Origin of the sequence: Aliikangiella coralliicola, assembly GCF_007004725.1 — a bacterium.
GTDB classification, from domain to species: Bacteria; Pseudomonadota; Gammaproteobacteria; order Enterobacterales; family Kangiellaceae; genus Aliikangiella; species Aliikangiella coralliicola.
This window is the reverse complement of sequence record NZ_ML660165.1, coordinates 379377-398344: the sequence shown is the minus strand read 5'-3', so window position 1 is coordinate 398344 and position 18968 is coordinate 379377. Positions and strand designations below refer to the sequence as shown.

12 protein-coding genes are annotated in these 18968 nt (G+C 39.9%); 7 read left to right on the top strand and 5 right to left on the bottom strand.

What is annotated here, in order from left to right:
- Positions 1–212 precede the first annotated feature (212 nt).
- The 3 genes from FLL46_RS14945 to FLL46_RS14935 all read left to right on the top strand — a co-directional run bounded on the left by FLL46_RS14945 (position 213) and on the right by FLL46_RS14935 (position 3380).
- Complete coding sequence (locus FLL46_RS14945) at positions 213–641, top strand: GNAT family N-acetyltransferase (protein ID WP_142932100.1); 429 nt, start codon at positions 213–215, stop codon at positions 639–641.
- Positions 642–710: 69 nt separating this feature from the next.
- Positions 711–989 carry a hypothetical protein gene (locus FLL46_RS14940; protein ID WP_142932099.1) on the top strand — a complete coding sequence of 93 codons (279 nt, stop codon included), beginning with the start codon at positions 711–713 and terminating at the stop codon, positions 987–989.
- 402 nt (positions 990–1391) lie between these two features.
- Positions 1392–3380, top strand: coding sequence for a hypothetical protein (locus FLL46_RS14935; RefSeq protein ID WP_142932097.1), 1989 nt, complete (start codon positions 1392–1394; stop codon positions 3378–3380).
- Between the two features lie 116 nt (positions 3381–3496).
- Here the strand turns inward: FLL46_RS14935 and FLL46_RS14930 are convergent, their stop codons facing one another.
- The 5 genes from FLL46_RS14930 to FLL46_RS14910 form a co-directional block, all read right to left on the bottom strand.
- Entirely contained in the window at positions 3497–7669 is a 4173-nt protein-coding gene (locus FLL46_RS14930; RefSeq protein WP_142932095.1) for a hybrid sensor histidine kinase/response regulator transcription factor, read from the bottom strand.
- A 253-nt stretch (positions 7670–7922) separates the two neighbouring features.
- Positions 7923–9143 (bottom strand): response regulator transcription factor, encoded by a 1221-nt coding sequence (locus tag FLL46_RS14925; RefSeq protein WP_142932093.1) that lies wholly within the window; start codon positions 9141–9143, stop codon positions 7923–7925.
- Between the two features lie 182 nt (positions 9144–9325).
- Positions 9326–10060, bottom strand: coding sequence for a hypothetical protein (locus tag FLL46_RS14920; RefSeq protein WP_142932091.1), 735 nt, complete (start codon positions 10058–10060; stop codon positions 9326–9328).
- A 106-nt stretch (positions 10061–10166) separates the two neighbouring features.
- Complete coding sequence (locus FLL46_RS14915; RefSeq protein ID WP_142932090.1) at positions 10167–11156, bottom strand: tetratricopeptide repeat protein; 990 nt, start codon at positions 11154–11156, stop codon at positions 10167–10169.
- Positions 11157–11244: 88 nt separating this feature from the next.
- Positions 11245–11679, bottom strand: a complete 435-nt coding sequence (locus FLL46_RS14910) for a hypothetical protein (RefSeq protein WP_142932088.1) — start codon at positions 11677–11679, stop codon at positions 11245–11247.
- Positions 11680–12126: 447 nt separating this feature from the next.
- Between FLL46_RS14910 and FLL46_RS14905 the strand changes: the two genes are divergently transcribed.
- From FLL46_RS14905 to FLL46_RS14890, 4 genes are all read left to right on the top strand, one after another.
- Entirely contained in the window at positions 12127–13842 is a 1716-nt protein-coding gene (locus FLL46_RS14905) for a DUF4856 domain-containing protein (protein WP_142932087.1), read from the top strand.
- Positions 13843–14006: 164 nt separating this feature from the next.
- Entirely contained in the window at positions 14007–15284 is a 1278-nt protein-coding gene (locus FLL46_RS14900) for an imelysin family protein (RefSeq protein ID WP_142932085.1), read from the top strand.
- 156 nt (positions 15285–15440) lie between these two features.
- Positions 15441–17738 carry a TonB-dependent receptor family protein gene (locus FLL46_RS14895; protein WP_142932083.1) on the top strand — a complete coding sequence of 766 codons (2298 nt, stop codon included), beginning with the start codon at positions 15441–15443 and terminating at the stop codon, positions 17736–17738.
- Between the two features lie 34 nt (positions 17739–17772).
- On the top strand, positions 17773–18753 hold the full coding sequence (locus tag FLL46_RS14890) for a sterol desaturase family protein (protein WP_142932081.1): 981 nt from the start codon (positions 17773–17775) through the stop codon (positions 18751–18753).
- Positions 18754–18968 lie beyond the last annotated feature (215 nt).

Below are 18968 nucleotides of genomic sequence, written 5' to 3'. Positions count from 1 at the left end.
AGCGCTCATTGATTGATATTTGACCTTACTTCGACTAGGATACGCGACATCAAGTTAGAGAAACTCTTAAAATTATTTGAGGCTCTCAAATTAAGTAACTGTCGCTTATTCTAATAAGAAAACAGAAAGCGATAGCAAATCTGTGGACTAACTTAAGGGAAGGTGAATCAATTAACTATGTCCTTCCATTTGAATAAACTGGTAGGGATTAAATGCAAGTTCAATTTTTAAAATCTGATCAAGAATTATCTGAAGTTGCAGAAATTTTATTGCAACTCAGGCCTCAATACGCAAAAGAAAAACTGATTGCTCAAATTAAAGAGCAGCAGGAATCCGGTTATCAAATTGTTTATATCGAGTTAGATGGTAAGGTATCGAGTGTTGCTGGATTTGTGACCGGCCAAAAACTAGGCTGGGGAAAATATCTTTACATTGATGACCTGGTAACTAATGAGTCACAACGATCAACAGGAGCTGGCTCGTTTTTAATCAATTGGTTTAAAGATTATGCAGCGGAATTAGGTTGTGAGCAGCTGCACTTGGACTCAGGTGTTCAAAAGTTTCCAGCCCATCGATTTTACCTTCGCGAGCGATTTAAAATTAGTAGTCATCATTTTTCTATTACCGATATTGGTGGTTAGTAGTGAGCACCATGAACTCGCACTAATATTGCCGATAAATTTCATTGTTATGTTGTACAATAAATTAATATGTTTGAAGTGGTCGCGGCTATCATTGAAGCAATCGTTGCATTTATTGCATCGCTGATCGAGGCGATAGCGTCAGTTTTTATTGCCGGTGGAGAAGCTCTTAGCATTGGCGAGATTTTAGCCATCTTGTTAGTTTTTATTTTTGAAATTATTCTGTGGTTATTTCTTTGGTTGAAAGAATTTATCATCAGCTTAATTAAATGGCGTCGCCCTCGAAAAGTAAAAAAGCCAGTTATTTGGCGACCTGCTAAACTGAAAAAAACTCAAAATACTCAATAAATACTAAGCTGTATTCCATTTGGTTATTTGGTTGTTCTCGATTTGAGATGATAGACTTCGCCCGCTTTTAATATTGTAAAAGCAGGATAAGGAAGCAGGGGAAGTTACTAGAAGGGTAAACGGAGTAGTAATGAGTTGCTAGTCAAGTTCAACTCATAGTCTCAAAGTTCAATTCGTAGTTTCAAAAAATTTAATCATCGAGTCAAAATTATCAAATCTAATTTCAGGTTTTCTGATTTTTTTCATGTCTTTTGCCGATTGAAATCCAACACATTTCTTGTCCCAGCCATATTTCGACTTATTGGGTCGAACAAATTTATTTGAAGATAACCGATTAGTTCAAATTAGTCGTTTATTGAGCTCTTTTTTAAAAGAGAAATCTACACCATGGAGTTAAACAATATGATTAAGTTTTCCAAACTAGCGGTCTCCGCAGCAGTTTGTTTGGTATTGACTGGTTGCTTCGAAGTTGAAGATAAAAGTCATGACGAAGTTGCCGCAGCACTGGAAGAGCAAAATGCTGCAATTCAGGATCAAAAGACACCGATTACCGTGTTCGGAAGTATCGTTGATGCTGCGACTGATGAGGTTATCACCGATGCGACTGTTAGATTAAAAATTGGCGGTCAATGGCAAGGTGCAATCGCTGTTTCTGGCGAATTCTCAATCGATAATTTACCTGCTAACACCGATATTGTCGTGCTTGTTCAAAGCCCGTCCGGTGCATTTCTTGACCGTGCTTTTTACGGCAAAACTGAAACCGTTGCAGCGGGTCAGGAAGCTCACCAAGCGATTGGTAAGTTAAGAGTTTCGGAAGGTGTTGAGAAATCTTATGCTATTTTGGACACGGAAAACAGCGAAGCGGTAGAAGGTTTAAAATTTAGCTACAGCACGTCTAGCAGCTTTTCTCCGAATTATAACTATGGTTCATTAAATAATTACAAAACAGAGTCTACATTTGATTCGGAAACTGGACTTTATCGTATTACTCTGCCGAAAGATCTTCCTTTTGTTTTAACTGCTCCAGGCGATATCGATGGCGATGATATTGTTGATTATTCACCTGAAAATAATAGCTATTGGCGTTACGATAGTATTTATCTGCAGTCAGATGATGCGCTTAATTTGGAAACATTGTATTTGAATGAATCGCTAGCGTACCAAGCGATAGAGTTCAGAATTAAGATGATTGATTCTCTGGGAAATGCGTTCGAAAATCTGGAAATTTTTGCTCATGATCAATACCTGGGGCGAGTTGATGTTAGTTTTGATGCTGAAACTCAAGAGCATGTTTTTAATTATCAATCTTCTAGCGGCGTTGAACTTCTGATGCCGAGTTTTACTACTGATGAAGATGTTATCTTTCAAAGTGGGCGAATCAATCTGAATTGGTCAAGTACAAGATTGTTAAGTGTACACAGTAATGGGTTTAGAAATAATTTGTCAGGAACTGTTGAAGTCGTTGATGGTGTACATAGTGTTATTCTTCAGCCTTATGAAACCTCTACGCCATCTTCAGATTACAATCGAATTGTTAGTTCAGTTATTGACGAAAATCAGAACTTTAGCTTGAAGCAATTTTTCGAATTACCAGTAGCTTTGCTAGATAATTCGGTTGCGCTATCACGAGAAAATATTCTTTCTGTGACCAAAGGGAACGCGTCTGCTTCAGATATCGTACCGCTGGGGACAACCAAGATTGAATACTTGTCAGAAGCCCTAACGACTTCTACTACGTTAACTCATAACGATACATTCTTGGCTGTAGTGCCAGAGCAGGCATTGCCATCGGGTCGCTACCAATATCGAGTTACGGAGCTGGTAAACCGCGAGTCGGAAAATCGTTACGTGCCAAACTTCACTAAGCTATTTGACGTGCCTGCGACAGGACTAGTGTTTGATATTAATGATGTTAAATTAGATAACAATAACGGATCGGTTAATGGTGCTGTAATCGTTACTCAGAACACTGCCGGTGAAACTGCACCTGCTCCTTATTCTTGGTATGGTTCAACAAGCTTATATTTACCAACTTCTATCGAATCTCTTGATTTTCTAGAGTTCCGGCTGGTTAGTACGGTCAATAATAATACTGTTCGTTTTTATGATAACCGTATACGTATAATTGATTCGCAGTATAACAATGCAAATAAAGTGCACTTAGTGAGCCTGGCGACTAACGAGGATGTACAAGTAGTGAGTGGGCAAGGTATCAATGTACGTACTAAAACATCGTTAGAAGACGGTTTAGTTTACACCTATTCTAGCGGCGGAGTTAGTTCTTATGAAAATCAACCCGGCTACACTAACACTGCAACCTACCAATATACCTATCGTGTGAGAGGTGAAGACACTGCTCACGAAGGAACCATTACTTTACCAGTTCTTTAAGTTAGGCCTGTCTAACATTAAAGAATGCTTTGGCTCTGCATTATGCAGGGCCTTTTTTGGTTTTGGGGTATATCTTTTCTTAAATGTGATGTTTCGTGAACATAGTCAAGAACAGCTCAATTATTGAAGTTCTCTTTTTGATACTTAGCCATATACTCATTGGGCGTGTGGCCAAAATATTGTTTAAAGTATTCATAAAAACGGGCGTTATTTGTCATCCCAATTTGATGACGAACTAATTTGATTGACGTTTGGCCCGCAACTATTAATTTCGCCGCCTTTTCCAATCGAAAAGTTCTTAAATAGGTTAGTGGCGAAACGCCAGAATAATAGGTGACTTTTCGCTGTAGTGAACGCACTGACATATTCAGGTGGTCAGCGATATCTTTCGACGTCAAACGATCATTGGCATAGTGTTTTTCGATGATTTTGTTTAGTTTGTCGATAAAATTATTACTTTCAGCAAGTTTTTTTGTTTGGGTAGAATTTGTAAGTGTTTCATTTTCCTCGACTTGACTTTTGGCTTCATTAATCAAATTTTGCGCGTGTCGACCAATTCCTCTGAATATGGATTGTTGAAGAATTTCACGTACAGTCAGGATACTTTCTATGCGAGTTAATAAATCGTCATCTCTAAATGGTTTGGTGATAAAGTCATCTGGATTGACTTGGTAAGCATCAACTCTAAAATCTGTGGTTCCTTGAGCGGTCAACAAAATGATTGGAATGTGCGACGCTTTTGGGTTATTACGTAATGTCTTTGTTAACTCTAAGCCGTCGACCCCTGGCATCATTACATCGCTTATGATGAGGTCTGGCATTTCTTTCAAAGCGATTTCGATTCCGCTTTTTCCATCATAAGCCGTTGCGCAAGAATAGTTGTTAGAAAGTAGGTCAAACAAATAGCCGCACATTTGTTGATTGTCATCTACAATTAAAATCTTTTTATCTTTGTTCAGCGGATTAAACGCAGACTCCTGATTGTCGGGAGGTAGGCTAACACTTTCACCGATAACTGCGGTATCGATAGAAAATGTCAGCTGTGATTGAATGGTTTGTTTAGGCATCAAGTTGGTATTCGAGAGTAATTCCTTATCGAGCTGAAAGGTCGACGGCGATTTTTTTGCTGCCAATTTTGCTGCCAATTTTTGAGTGACAGGCAACTTAACCAGAAAATGTGCGCCGTGATCATCGATTAACTCGATACTGCCATTTTGAAGTACTAATAACTCTTTAACCAAAGCTAACCCCAATCCAACACCAGATGTAGAACCAGGTTCAAATTCAGAGTTATTCTCGGTTTGCTTTTGTCTGGTACTGTCTACCTGGGTGAAGCGTTCGAAAATAGAGTCTCGGTACATTGGGGGAATTCCTGGTCCGTTATCTTTGACTGATATTGCTACGTTATTGTTGCTAACCTTTGCGCTTATATTAACTTGTCCCCCTCTGGGCACGTACTTGATGGCATTTACAGTCAGGTTTAGCAATATTGTTTCTAATGAGTGCTCAATGGCTTTAACGAAAATCTCTTTGTCGAGTTCTACCTGCAATGAAATGTTCTTGTCTTCCGCCAATGAACTGACAGACGACACAATGTATTTTATGACTCTGCCAACTTCGTAATATTTCCATTCTTCCTGAGTTGATGCGCTGGACCTGGCTAACATCAGTAACTGATCGACCATTTGGATGAGACGATTGGTATTATCGAGAGCGGTATTCATATTCTTCACAAGATTTTCATCGATGGTCTGATTTTCTGTGCTCGATGACTTTATTTGATCAAGACTCTTACTATCACTCAGTATCTTTCTAATTGGACCGATAATTAATGTTAATGGTGTACGCAGTTCGTGGGAAATATTAGAAAAAAGTGTATTTTTTTTCTCCAAAAGATTCTGAATTTGATGGGTTCTGAGAGAAACCTCTTGTTTGAGTTTCTCTGCTCTTGCCTCAAGCAATTTGAAGCGCCACTTGAACGCGCTGAAAATGGTTAGCGCTATCAGTAGAATATAGAGTAGGTAAGCAATCGGAGTTTGCCAGAATGCCGGTATAACCTGGATAAAAATGACTGCTTCCTTATCGCTCCACAGCCCATGACTATTTGTTCCTCTGACCTTAAACTGATAGTCTCCGTGGGGTAAATTAGTATATTGTGCCTGATTATTTCCATTGGCTTGACGCCAACTGGAATCGAATCCAGACAATTTAAATTTCAATTGGTTGTTATTGCTTTGATGAAAGTCTAACGATGCAAATTTGAATGTGATTGAGTTGTCATCGGGGTGAAGTATATAGTTGGTGCCAGACAAAACCACTTTGTCGTTGATAGTCACAGAGGGTACGACGATATTAGGCGCGAAGGTTCTGGCGTGATATTTTTCTGGAGAAACTTCGAGTAGTGAATTTTTTATACCAAAATAAACTTTTCCGCTCTTTGTCTTAAAAGCTGATAAATTGTTAAACCCTTGCTTGGGAATACCGTCTTCTTGAGTTAGCAAAGTCGGCTGTTGATTTTTAGTTTGAAATAAGACCAGTCCCTGGTTAGTGCCAAGCCACAGTTCGCCCTGATTATCATCGGTGATTGATAAAATCTCTAAAATGATGCCGTTCAGATTTAAGTCAAAACTTTCAAATGATGGTGTTTGCGAAGTCGAGTGAGACATTCGATGAAGGCGTTGTGAAACAGCGTTAATCCATATTTCGTTTTTAACTGTATAAGCGCCGCCGCCTTTGACACTTCGAGATAAACCAGAGGCCGTTGGTGTATTCGCTTTAAATAGTTGGTAGTGGTTATTTTTTAGATCTAGCAAGTGCGCTTTAGCATAATCGAGAATCAGAAATTTCTCGGCGCCGAGTGGAATTATGTCATAGATAGTTGTCATATCCATATCGTAAACGTCAAAAAGGTTAACGAGATTATTAGAGTTTAAGTCGTATGTGTAGAGCTTGTCTGTGTCGAATATAATTTTATTGTCACTAATCAAATTGATGGCATGAATGGGGCCTTTCGGCACTTGAATAGGCTGCCAAAAATCAGTAGCAGGAAAGTAACGGAAGAGTTTTCCTGAAAAACCTGTGATAATAGATTGATCCGGTAGCGGTAATAAAACTCGTGCCCTGGTTTTAGTGATTCCCGGCGGTAAGTATGAAAATGATTTATTTCTTTTGGGATCGTATTTGACTAGTCCATGGTAATCAGTAATTAGCCACAGGTTGCCTTCTGAATCTTCGCTAATTTCTTTAATGAGCGCATCGTCAGCAATCATCAAATCCACTTTTCTGATAAAGTCAGAACTTTTTATCTTTACAATTTTATCATGAGAGCGAGCCCAAACTGTTCCTGAGCTGTCTCTTAACAAAAGTCGGATAGTGCCATAAGGATTGGGTGAAAGTATGGGAGTTTTTCGCGCGCTATCGATAGCGATTATTTTCCTCTGCTGCATATCGTAGCGGCCGAGTTTGTCATCTTTGGTTGTGTAAAGAAAACTGCCATCTTTCATGTCGACTGCGCTAACCATGTCTATCTCCGGCTCTTCGACAGTCCATTGAGCTTCGTCAATTTGATATCGTTGCAATCCTTTCTTGCGGGTGCCTATCCAAAGTTCATTATCGTTAGTCGGGTTCTGGAGAATAAAACGGATTCTCATCTCACGAAGGCAAGACTGTTGTTCGTTTATTATCTGACAAAAGCCAGAGTAATTTTGACTGTAGTAAGCGAAGAACATTTGGTTTTTTGCGACGGTTAAATATTTGCCGATGTCTTCCGATGATTTGAAGAGAAAAGGTGTGTAGGTCTTTCCATCATTTTCCAGACGCATCAGCCCTTTTTTACCAATGCTCCAGATCCTGTTTTCCTGATCTTCAGTAACATCAATAACCGAGCGAATTGCAAAATTTCCTGGCGTGTCAGCAAAAGCGCTGAAGGTATCTGTTTGACGGTCATATTTGAGAACGCCGCTGAACATTGAACCGGCGTATAAGGTACCGTCTTTTGCAATGTATAAGTTAAATAGTACCTGATCAGGAATTGAATTATAAGGGCCCTGGTTGGGGTAATATATTTTGTAATTATCACCGTCGTATCGAAATAAACCATTTCGAGTCGCTATCCAGATATAACCCTCATGGTCTTGCGCAATGTCATTAATTGGGCCTTTCGGTAGTCCATCGGAATGTGTAATCTCTGTTGAAAAGTAATAAGTTGCCTTTGCTTTAGAGATAGCTGCGAAAAACAGACAGAAAATAATTATGTTAGTTAACTTTAGAATTCGTTTTGTATACAACATCTTAAAGCTAACCCTCAAAAATATTAATCGGAAATTGAATATTAATCGGACATTTTTCTGATTGATGCGGGAGCAGTATAACAAAATCACTAATGCGACTGGTTTGGGTTGTGTTAGTAATGGACTGAATTTTTATGGTACTAAATTGAAATTAGGCTAGTTTGTTTAGGCGAGGTTTATGTATATAAAATTTTCTAAATATGTTAATCAATTTTATCGAACAGAATAAGTAATGGTTTTTACCTGTGGTAGTTTAGTGTTCAGTTAATGGCTTTTCAATGGAGTCAACTGCTTCGGTTTTTTGTTTTCCTGATACATTATTTTCCTGGTATTTTAAGGGAGATGTTCCGATATGTGTTTTAAAACAACGATAAAAATTAGAGCGGCTATTGAATCCCGTTTTTCCGATGATATTATCCATCGTTTCTGTACCTTCAGTTATCATTCCCGCTGCTTTTTTGATGCGCCACAGGTTAATAGCATTTTTAGGAGAGTGTCCCGTGAGTGATTTTAGTCTTCTTTGTAGTGTTCGGGAAGTGACGTTGAGTAACGCGGCAAATTTTTCCGTAGTAAAATCGGTTTCTGAATAGTGCCGCTCCAATGTTGTTACTACTCTATTGAGGAATTTGACCTGATAATCATCAATCAACCCTATCGTCTTTGGATATTTGATATCCAGGCGCGTTAAAGAAAGCTCTTTCTCTGAGTTAGTTCCTTTAGGTTTTTTTTGATTAGTCGACTGTAGACTATCAATCAGCAATATTAGCTCTGTTGAAACTTTTGATTTCTTTAACGAGTTGATTGTATTGATACCTGAGATTTTTTTGGTGATTGGTGCATCACGATACTCGTCGTTATCACTTAAAATGGCAATAAGTGGTATGTGAAAGAGATCTGACTTTTGTTTAATTTTTTGGAATGCCTGAATGGTGTCTGAGTCCGTTGGCTTTAGATCAACGATAATCAAATCTATTGGAAAGTTTTTAATTGCTTTGAGCCCTTCCTGGCTGTTATATGTGACTGTAATGAAGTAATACGGTGTCAGTATTCTTTGCAAATTATGATTTGAATCGTTGGTATCAATAACCAGAACGTGTTTGCCAGGAGAGTTTTTGGGTATCTCATTTTGAAAAGTTTGCTGCTGCTTCAGTGAAGCATGACTTTTGTAAAATATAGGCTGCTCTTTGCAGTTTTGATTTTCCTTCGAGAAATTTATCAGTAGGCGAGCAGGTGTTGTAACTAGGAGGTTTTTAACAAAAGTAGCAGCCATAAATAGTGTCGTAATAAAAAAGATTGCACAAATCACAACTAATAGCGGGAAATAGATTTGCTCGGCGCTAGCTCTATCGATAGTAATTCTGCCGACTTGCACCCAGTCGAAACTCATCCAGAAAGCAGCCGTAGACAAGCAAATTCCCAAGAGTAATAATTTCACTTCTACTTTTCTTGTTAGCTTGCGCGACGTTATTTGCATGATGCTGACCTTTATTGGCTGTATACCTGAAAAATATTCGCTACTTTTACCGTGAGATAGTCGTAAAAAAACTCCGTCTTTTCAATACTATGAAGTTCAATATGTCGCTTTCGCAAACAAGGTTGTCGTTTTTCCTGTCAATCGCGGTCGGTTTCTAAAATGGGGATAACTTCCTGTCATGTTCATTCGGAAAAAACTTTATTTCTAACTGGGATAAACACAACTGTTCTAAATTCTTCCGGGTCATTAAATTCTTTGACAATACTCTCTGAGTTCCAGTCAGGTAGCAGGTTAGTGTTCTCGAGAAACGCCTTTTGTAGTTCGGTGTTGTCATGGATGACTTCCAGGCGGCAATAAGCAGCGATGCATTCAACTAGATCTAGCTCACTTCCTTCGTATGTTTGCGGGATAGCGTCATTCAAAGCCACTTCAAACTCATCTGTTAGTTCTGAATTCATCGGAATATTCTCTGTCATTTCCATCAACATGCGAAACTGTCTCGCTTGCTGTGGTTGATTATCCCATGATGAGTTTTCCCGTGATGAATCGAGTGAATCGTTCTCACTCTGCTGTTTGTATCGGCTAGAGTTTGAGCTACCACCGGTTGCCCGTTTCAGGGATACGCGTTGTTTATGGACAGGCGATTCGAGCTCTGAATTAAGTCGTTCTATTTCGTTATCTTTTTCTACCAGTTTGTCGATGTTGAACTGGATTCTCTTTTTAAGTTGTTTCTTTTCAGTTTCATAGTTACCCGACAGTTGGGCAAGTTGATGCTCTAGTTCGGTATTAGCATTTGACAGGTCGCGATTTAAGTCAGATAAATTACTATTAAATGAGAAAGCTAGTAGTATCGCTAAAGTAATGGCTAAACTTCTCCAATGGTTCCGAGTAATTAAAGATACAGTCTTTTTGAACATTTTTGTTGTCTCCATAAACACAGTTTTTCTGTTAGTCAATATCTAAGTTCAGTTGAATATTTTGACTACAACTTAATTTAAGTTTTTGGTAAATCTTGAAATATTGTTAGTCATTCAGCCCTAATTTTTCATGCCTTTTATTGACTTTTTCTATGTTGCGAATTTTGTTTTTTAGTTGATTAATTAAACGGTGCTCAGGCCCGACTTCCTTCTCATAGGTTGATAGCGCGAGCCGATAAATATTAAGGGCCGTCTCTTTTTTGCCAAGGCGCATCAAGGTGTCTGCTTGAAGAACTTTGTGTTCGGCGACTAAGATATCTTGCTTACCAAGGTGACGTTCTTCTACCGAAATTGCGATGGTCAAATGCTGAAGCGCTTTTTCGTGTTGTTGTAAATGGTTATAAACCATCGCCAGATCAACAAGACTATCTGCAATCATCGAATCATCAGAGCCGTATGCCTGAAGATCACTCTCGTGTGCTTTTTTGGCATATTCAAGGGCTCGTTCGTATTGTTTCAGTTCTGATAATACTCTGGCGATATTTCTCCAATTTATTGCGATGTCTGCTTTTTCAAACCCAATCACTTTTTGATCTGTCTCATAGAGTTTGTCCACTAAAAGGTAATAATCCAGTGCAAGTTGATATTGACGGTTGGCGTGGTAAACATTACCGATATAATCGTTGATTCTGGCGATTTCCAAATCATCTGAGAGCGCCGCTTTGGTATGAATTGCCAATGCTTTTTTAAAACAGGTAATCGACTTTTCCACTTCAGCATGAGCTTCCCAAAACCATCCAAGCTCAACCCAGGCATAAGCGGTGTTGAAGTGTTCATGACCGAAGTTGGCGATTGACTGCTTAACTTTGGTTTCTTGATTGATGGCAATTTCATTGTTGTCATCAAATTGGTAATTTGAGTCCTCCATAGTATTTTGTGAATGAACAAGCGCCGAAAAAAAGGCAATCAACAAAATAAAGTTCAAACGTAACACTTTGAAAACGGAATCAATATTGTCCAGTTGATTAGAGTTAGCTTGATCAGGGTTTTCTTGATTAGATCTTGCTTGATTAAGATCCCGTTGGTTAAGGCACATATTGAACTCCTTTAATTTTCATGCAAAATAAAAAGTCCGGTAAAGAGCATCTTAATAACTTATCTTTACCGGACTGAAATAGTGATATTTATGAGTCGACAACCGTGAATGTCTTGCATTTATCCTGGGTAAACCAGTACTTCATGCTCTTATAAATACCTGAAGTCTTTTTATACTTAACGCACTGCTTAACAGTATCGGCTCTTTTGTCAAAGCCGATAGTTGCGTAAACGTGGTATTTGGAATTGTCCTTTAGACTGACATAGACTTTTTTGCTGGGACCAGGTGATGGGTTGGCGTAAAAACGATATCGATATCTTCCGTTGGAATCCGTTTTCGGAAAAGCGCACTGGCTGGTACTGTGAACCTCATAGAAGGCGCGGGTTTCAAATCTTTCGGTATTATGAAACCAGCCAAAAGTTGGATTTTGTGGTGCACTCCACTTGCAGAATAATACTGCTTTGGATTCAGTGGGAAATGCTAATGCGGCGAATAATATGATTGCAGAAATGGTAAATTTCATGCTTCCTCCTGTCCTTTCAAGATTAAAAAAATAAACAACTTTATTAGTGAATTTCTATTGCGTGTTAACGCGCTAAAAAGTCTAAATCTGTTGATCTTTTTGCCGCAACGGTTAATTCAATTGGGTTTAAAAATTGTCGTATTAGTAGATTTGCAATGGCGCAAAAGAGGAATGTCGTAATCTGGGAATGATTGACTATCTCAGCAGAAAATTATTATGTGGCCGATATGTGGAAAATGTCGCATTTGCAATAATGCTGTTTTTGTATAACAAGGACGAAATTAGTGATTGGAAAGGTCAGCTGGACTTTATGGGGGTGACTTAGATCAAATGATGCTTAACTTAGCCACTATATAGCACTTCTTTATTAGATATTGAGATTGATTAGCATTTGCCTTTATATTATCATTTGACCAAATTGCCTAAATATTCGATCAGGACAAAAAAATGAACATCAAGAATAAAAATCTGGCGCTTTCGCTCGCGACAGCTTCTGGCTTATTGGTTATTAGCGCATGTGGCGGAGGAGGCGGCGGTGGTTCAAGTAACACGGCACCTACTGCAATTGCCATATCAGCGAATTCAGTTGCAGAAAATGCCGCTGGCGCAGTTGTTGGTACTTTATCTGCAACCGACGCAGATTCTGGTGATACGGCGACTTTTACTACTTCCAATGCAGATTTTGAGATTTCTGGCACCAGCCTGAAGTTAAAAGACGAAGTTTCGTTAAATTTCGAGAAAACGCCAACAGTTAGTGTTTCAGTTACAGTAACCGATAGCGGAAACCTAAGCTTCACTCAAGCGTTGACCATCAATGTCACCGATGTACTAGATACCTACAAGTTTGAAAACGCCGATGGAAACTCGACAGTTTCTTATTCGGGCCAGGTCACTCGAATGGCATTAATTTCTGAGCTGAATCAATATATTTCCAGCGAGCTACAAGCTGACTTAAATTCTGGAGAACTGACTTCTCGACAGGCTGTTATCGATAAGCTCAATTCTTTCTACGAGATTTCAGAGCAGGATTATGATTTAAGGGCAGATACCTTCGTCATTGATTTTATTGACACATTAGAGCAAACGACGCTACGACAGCTGTCGAGTTCGCAAAAAGATCTTATTGGTAAAATTGCGGGAAATGATGCCGTTGGCCAGCACAAAGATTGGAATAATGGCGCATTTGAAGGATGGGGAGCTGCAGGCTCGACCACACCGCATGGTTTGGTTCAAATCTACTTTGGTATGTTAGGTGACAATGCACAAGCTTTCATCGATGGAAACATCCGACAAGATTTTAATGGGAATGAAATAAATACGATTTATTTAACTACCGACGGTCGAGATTTAAAACAATTGATTCAAAAGTTCTTATTGGGTGCGGTCGCATTCTCTCAGGGAGCCGATGATTACTTTGATAACGACACTGCTGGAAAAGGTTTAATGGTCAGTAATATCGCAACAGACAGCGATTATACGTCGCTAGAACATCAATGGGACGAAGGTTATGGGTATTTTGGTGCTGCTCGCGATTATCTTGAATACACTGACGATGAAATTGCCGGAAAAGGTGGTCGTGAAGAGTACAGTAGTGGTCGCCATGACAGTAACGGCGACAGCGTATTTGACCTGAAGTCTGAAGTTAATCTTGGCAATTCAACCAACGCGGCCAAGCGAGACCGTGGCACAGCTGCCTTAACGAATCCTACTGATTATACAAGTGCCGCGTTTAATGCTTTGCTAAGTGGTCGAAAAATAATCAATGACAATATCGGTAGTGAATTAACTACTGAACAAATGGCAGCCTTGGTCGAACAGCGTAATATTGTTGTTGATCACTGGGAAAAGTCAATTTCAGCAACTGTTGTTCATTACATCAATGACACTATTGCTGATTTGGATAAACTAGGTACTGCGGAATTTAATTACGCCGACCTTGCCAAGCACTGGTCTGAAATGAAAGGTTTTGCGTTGAATCTTCAGTTTAGCCGCTTTTCTCCACTATCAGATGCTAATTACACTGAGTTGCACAACTTGTTGAAAGACGCGCCAGTTGTAGCTCCTGAAGCGGATTTGACTCAATACAAAGCTGATTTGTTGGCCGCTCGCGCGATACTGCAAACTGCTTATAGTTTTGAGCAAGAGCATGTTGAAAACTGGTAAATGACTATGGCTGTTATTTGTTACAGCCGGCTAGTTCAAATGGTCAAAAAAGGTTAAGCCGCAATGCTTAGCCTTTTGTTGTTTTTTAGTGAGAAGTTTAAGGTCTGTTGGTCTTTGGTTTACGGAGTGGATCATTGAGCAAACTTATTGAGAATTGATTAATTATGAAAAAAAGATTTTTACTACAGCAAACTGCTCTTTCTGTTTCACTTGTTCTCTATATGTCGGCGTGTAGCGATAGTTCAAGCAGTAGCGCCGGTTCGGGTTTTAATGGCGGTAGTGGTAATGGTGGTGGTGTTGTTACCGAATTTGACGAGAGCACTTTGGTTGCCAACCTGACTAACAATGTGATTACACCAACCTTCCAAAATTTCGGTTCGCTAACCACTCAATTACATCAATCTGTCGATCAATATTGCAACCTGGAAAAAAGCTTTAACGCAGGTAACGCCACAGAGCAGGCACGGGATGACCAAAAGCTACTCACTCAAAATCAATGGAAAGATTCTATGAGCGAATGGCAGAAAATAGAAGTGATGCAATTGGGGCCCTTGATAACCGATCAGAGTTCGCTAAGAAATAAAATATATTCATGGCCAGTGGTTAACACCTGCGCGGTGGATCAGGATGTTACCTTCTTTAACGAAGGGACAATTAACGGTGCTCCCTACGATATTAAACAACGTGTCGTAACCCGCCGCGGACTAGATGCGCTCGAATATTTACTTTTTAACACGGTTCTCGATCACTCTTGCACAGCATCGACAGCACCGGCCGGTTGGGATAGTTTGACCGATAATCAACGCCGCGAGTGGCGCTGTCAGTTTGCAACAGAAGTCGCGAAAGATGTCGCCGATAATACTCAAGTGCTGTTAGATGGTTGGAGTGGCTCTGGTGGGTATGCTCAGTCATTGCTCAATGCGGCAAGCCAACCCGGTAGTGATTTTGCTAATGTTCATGAAGCAGTGAATCGTATTTCCGATGCAATGTTTTATGTTGACTCAGTCACCAAAGATGCAAAGCTGGGTGTTCCGCTAGGTATTTCTGACAATAGTTGTCAGCAAAATATTTGTCCACAAGATCTTGAGTCACAGTTTGCTAATCAATCCTTGGCTAATATTCGCAGCAACCTGGTGAGTTTGAAAGCTCTGTTTACCGGAGAATTAGCTACCGGAAATGCATCAGATACAACTGGGTTTGACGATTTTCTAGTTGAAGAAGGCGCCCAAACAACGGCAACTGAAATTTTAGGTGCCATTGATGCTGCTATTGCGAATGTTGATGCCTACCAGGAAAACCTAAGCGATACTATTCAAAGCGACGCCACACAAGTGCAGGCCACTCACGCACAAGTGAAGGCAATTACTGATCAACTAAAAGAAGATTTTATTAACCAGCTTTCGTTAGAGTTGCCGGCGAGTTCTGCCGGGGATAATGATTAGCTCTAGGAATAATGACAAAGTCAGGGGATATCGACCGGTTAATTTCGTTATTTTGTTATTGATACCGGGTGAAAAAACTGCGCAATTAAATCTGTTTTGTTAAACAGATCTGAACTTAACCAAAACAGATAATTTGAAGACGGGTTGTAATTAACAATGATAAACAAGAATAAAGTTGCTTTTAAGTTGTCAGCACTAACGCTAGCATTTTCGGTAGCCTTCAACGGTGTTGCACAAGAGCAAAGTGACGCCGGCACGAATAAGACAAGCACGAACGAGACGAGCACTAATGAAATAAGTGCGGATGAGGCAAACAAACAAGACGATGCCTACAATCAGCGTATGTTGATCATTGGTGCACGTGAAAAATTAAATACTGAAGCCGGTTCAGCAACGGTCATTGATGAAGAAGCTTTGGAAAAGTTTGAATATGATGATATTCACCGAATTTTAGCACAAGTCCCCGGTATTAATATTCGTCAAGAAGATGGCTATGGATTGCGTCCCAATATTGGTTTCCGTGGTGTAACACCAGAGCGTAGTAAAAAAATTAATATTTTAGAAGATGGTATTCTAATTGGCCCAGCACCTTATTCTGCACCGGCCGCCTATTATTTTCCGATGGTTAGCCGCCTGACTTCAGTTGAAGTATTTAAAGGCCCATCAGCAATTCTTTACGGCCCCAACACGGTTGCTGGAACATTAAACTTACAAACCCGTCAGATTTCTGGTTACAGCGAAGGTATGATTGATCTTTCTGTTGGCAGTGACGGTTACCGAAAAACACATGGCTATGTCATGCAAAGTAAAGGTAATTTAGGATTCTTGTTCGAAGGGCTTAACACCCAGACAGATGGTTTTAAAGAGTTACCAGATGGCGCTGACACCGGATTTGATAAAAACGATTTTATTACCAAAGTTCGATACGATCTGAATGGTCAAGATTATGATCAGGTATTTGAAGTTAAGCTTGGTTATGCCGATGAAGTTTCTGATGAGACTTACCTGGGACTGACCGACGCAGATTTTGCAGTAAATCCTTATCGGCGTTACGCAGCAACCCAGTTAGGTAAAATGGATTGGGAACATGAACAATTTCAATTCAACCATTTCCTGGAAGGAAAAAGTTTCGATCTGACCACCCGTGTATATCGCAATAACTTTGAGCGTGCGTGGCGTAAGATTAATAACTTCCGTCAATCTGGAAATCCTGCAACACAACGAAGTTTACAGGAAATTCTTCAATCACCTGAAGATGGTATCAATGCCATTTACTATCAGGTTTTAACTGGTGAAAAAGACAGTGAAGGACTTTTTGAGCAATTACTTATTGGCACTAATGACCGTTCATTTTATTCGCAGGGAGTTCAATCCGATTTGCGTTGGAAATTAGATTGGGCAGATCTTTCTCATGATTTGAAAATTGGCATTCGTTATCACGAAGACGAAATTGAGCGTAACCACACCGAAGACAGTTTTGATATGCGGTCTGGTCAATTAGTCAGTACCGGAAATAGCACTGAATTAACGACCGCGAACACCGAGCTTTCTGAAGTTTGGTCTGTTTATTTGCAGGACACTTTAAATTTTGATGAGTGGGAGTTCACTTTTGGTATTCGTGGTGAGTTTATCGATTCATTTTATCAAAACAACCTGGCGGGTCAGGAAAATGACTGGCTGAAAAAAAGCACCACGGTTTGGTTGCCTGGCGCTAGCGTGTTTTATTCGTTAGACAGTCAATCTGGATTGTTCATGGGAGTTCATCGTGGATTTATTCCTACCAGTCCAAAGCAGGCACCAGAAATTGATATTGAGGAAAGCATTAATCTGGAATTGGGTTATCGCTATCATAGTCCGAACACACAGGTTGATCTGGTTGGGTTTATGAGCGACTTTAAAAACCTCACAGAAAGTTGCACTGCGTCGACCTCGTCAGCTTGTTTTTCCATTATTGATCAACAGTTTAATGCCGGTAAAGTTGATGTTTATGGATTAGAAGCGAGTTTTGCACATCGCTTTGGACTCACCAAATCGATCGATTTCCCTTTCTCGGTTGTTTATACCTACACGAACGCTGAGTTTCAGGAAACATTTAGCTCTGATTTCGCATTATGGGGCAATGTCACTGCCGGTGATCCAGTGCCTTATTTACCTGAAAATCAATTGACTATAAGTTTCGGTTTAGAGGCGGCTAAGTGGAGAACTAACTTATTGGCGCGATACACCAATTCCATGTTCGAAGCTGCTGGAACCGATGTGGCTTTGTCCGGGGTCAGCACTGATTCGTTAATGGTTGTCGATTTTTCAGCGGCATACGACTTTACTAAATTTGGTAGTCTATACTTAAAAGTCGATAACTTATCAGATGAAACCAAAATCATCAGCAGGCGACCATTTGGTGCGCGCCCAAGTAAACCGAGACAAGTTTTTCTTGGTTATAAATATCGATGGTAAATAGTCGTTAAATAACGACATTAGTGATAAAGCGATGGAGTTTCTGGAACCTTTAACAAACAGTCTGCACGATTTGAGTCGCTATTTTTTTGATGCCAGCCAGCGAATTTATTTAATTTACCTGGCTGGTGCGGTGCTCCTGGCGATACCCGTGTTTATTGCTAGCAAGAAAAACAAATCCTTTGTTAATTTTTTCAAATTTCTATTTCCACGAAAGATCTGGTTGGCGTCTTCTGCAAAACAAGACTACGTTTTATTAGTGGTTAACAAGATTATTAAGGGGGTTTTACTTGCGCCAATTATCTTAGTGATGGTGCCGGTTGCATTAGCTGTTACGGATGTTCTTGAATGGGCTTTGGGGGCTCAAGCTCCTTTAACAACCTCTAAAACAATAGTGATGATTTCCTTTACTTCGCTGTTGTTTGTACTCGATGATCTTTCTCGGTTTATACTCCATTGGATGTTACACAAAATTCCTTTTCTCTGGGAAATCCATAAAGTCCACCATTCAGCAAAAGTGCTTACACCATTTACTATTTATCGCTCTCACCCAGTTGAAAATTACCTGTTTGCTTGCCGATTAGCTCTGGCTCAGGGCTTGGCGGTCGGTGTTTCCTACTATCTATTTGGGCCAACCCTTTCTGTGATTGAATTTGCCGGCGCCAACATTTTTGTTTTTGCTTTTAACTTTATGGGGTCGAATTTACGTCATTCTCACATTTGGTTAAGTTGGGGAAATAAGGTTGAACATTGGCTTGTGAGTCCTGCCCAACATCAAATTCATCACAGTGATAATCCTGCTCACTTTGATAGCAACCTGGGTTCTGCACTTGCTATTTGGGATCGAATGGCTGGAACGCTGATTACTGCCGATAAAGTGAACAACATCCATTTCGGTGTTGGCCGAGATTTCAATGAGCATGATACCGTTGCAGGGATTTATTGGAATCCTTTGAAATCCTCTGCCCAACGCTTTCTTTCGATGTTTCGAGTTGGTTTTTTCAGTAAAAACTAAACTGTCCAAGTTCAGGTTAAGCATGCTCTGATAGTTAACCTCAGCTGCGCATAAGAAGAGCCAGCCAATACAGCGCTTTGAGCGGTTTTCTTCGTTGAGCTTGTTTTTAATAGCTTGCTATTACTGCACAAACTCGCCTTGCTAACCACTCAAATCGCTGCACTGGCTTCACATTGAGTGACTCAATTATCCTTAAGACCTGTTTTTTGGTGTTA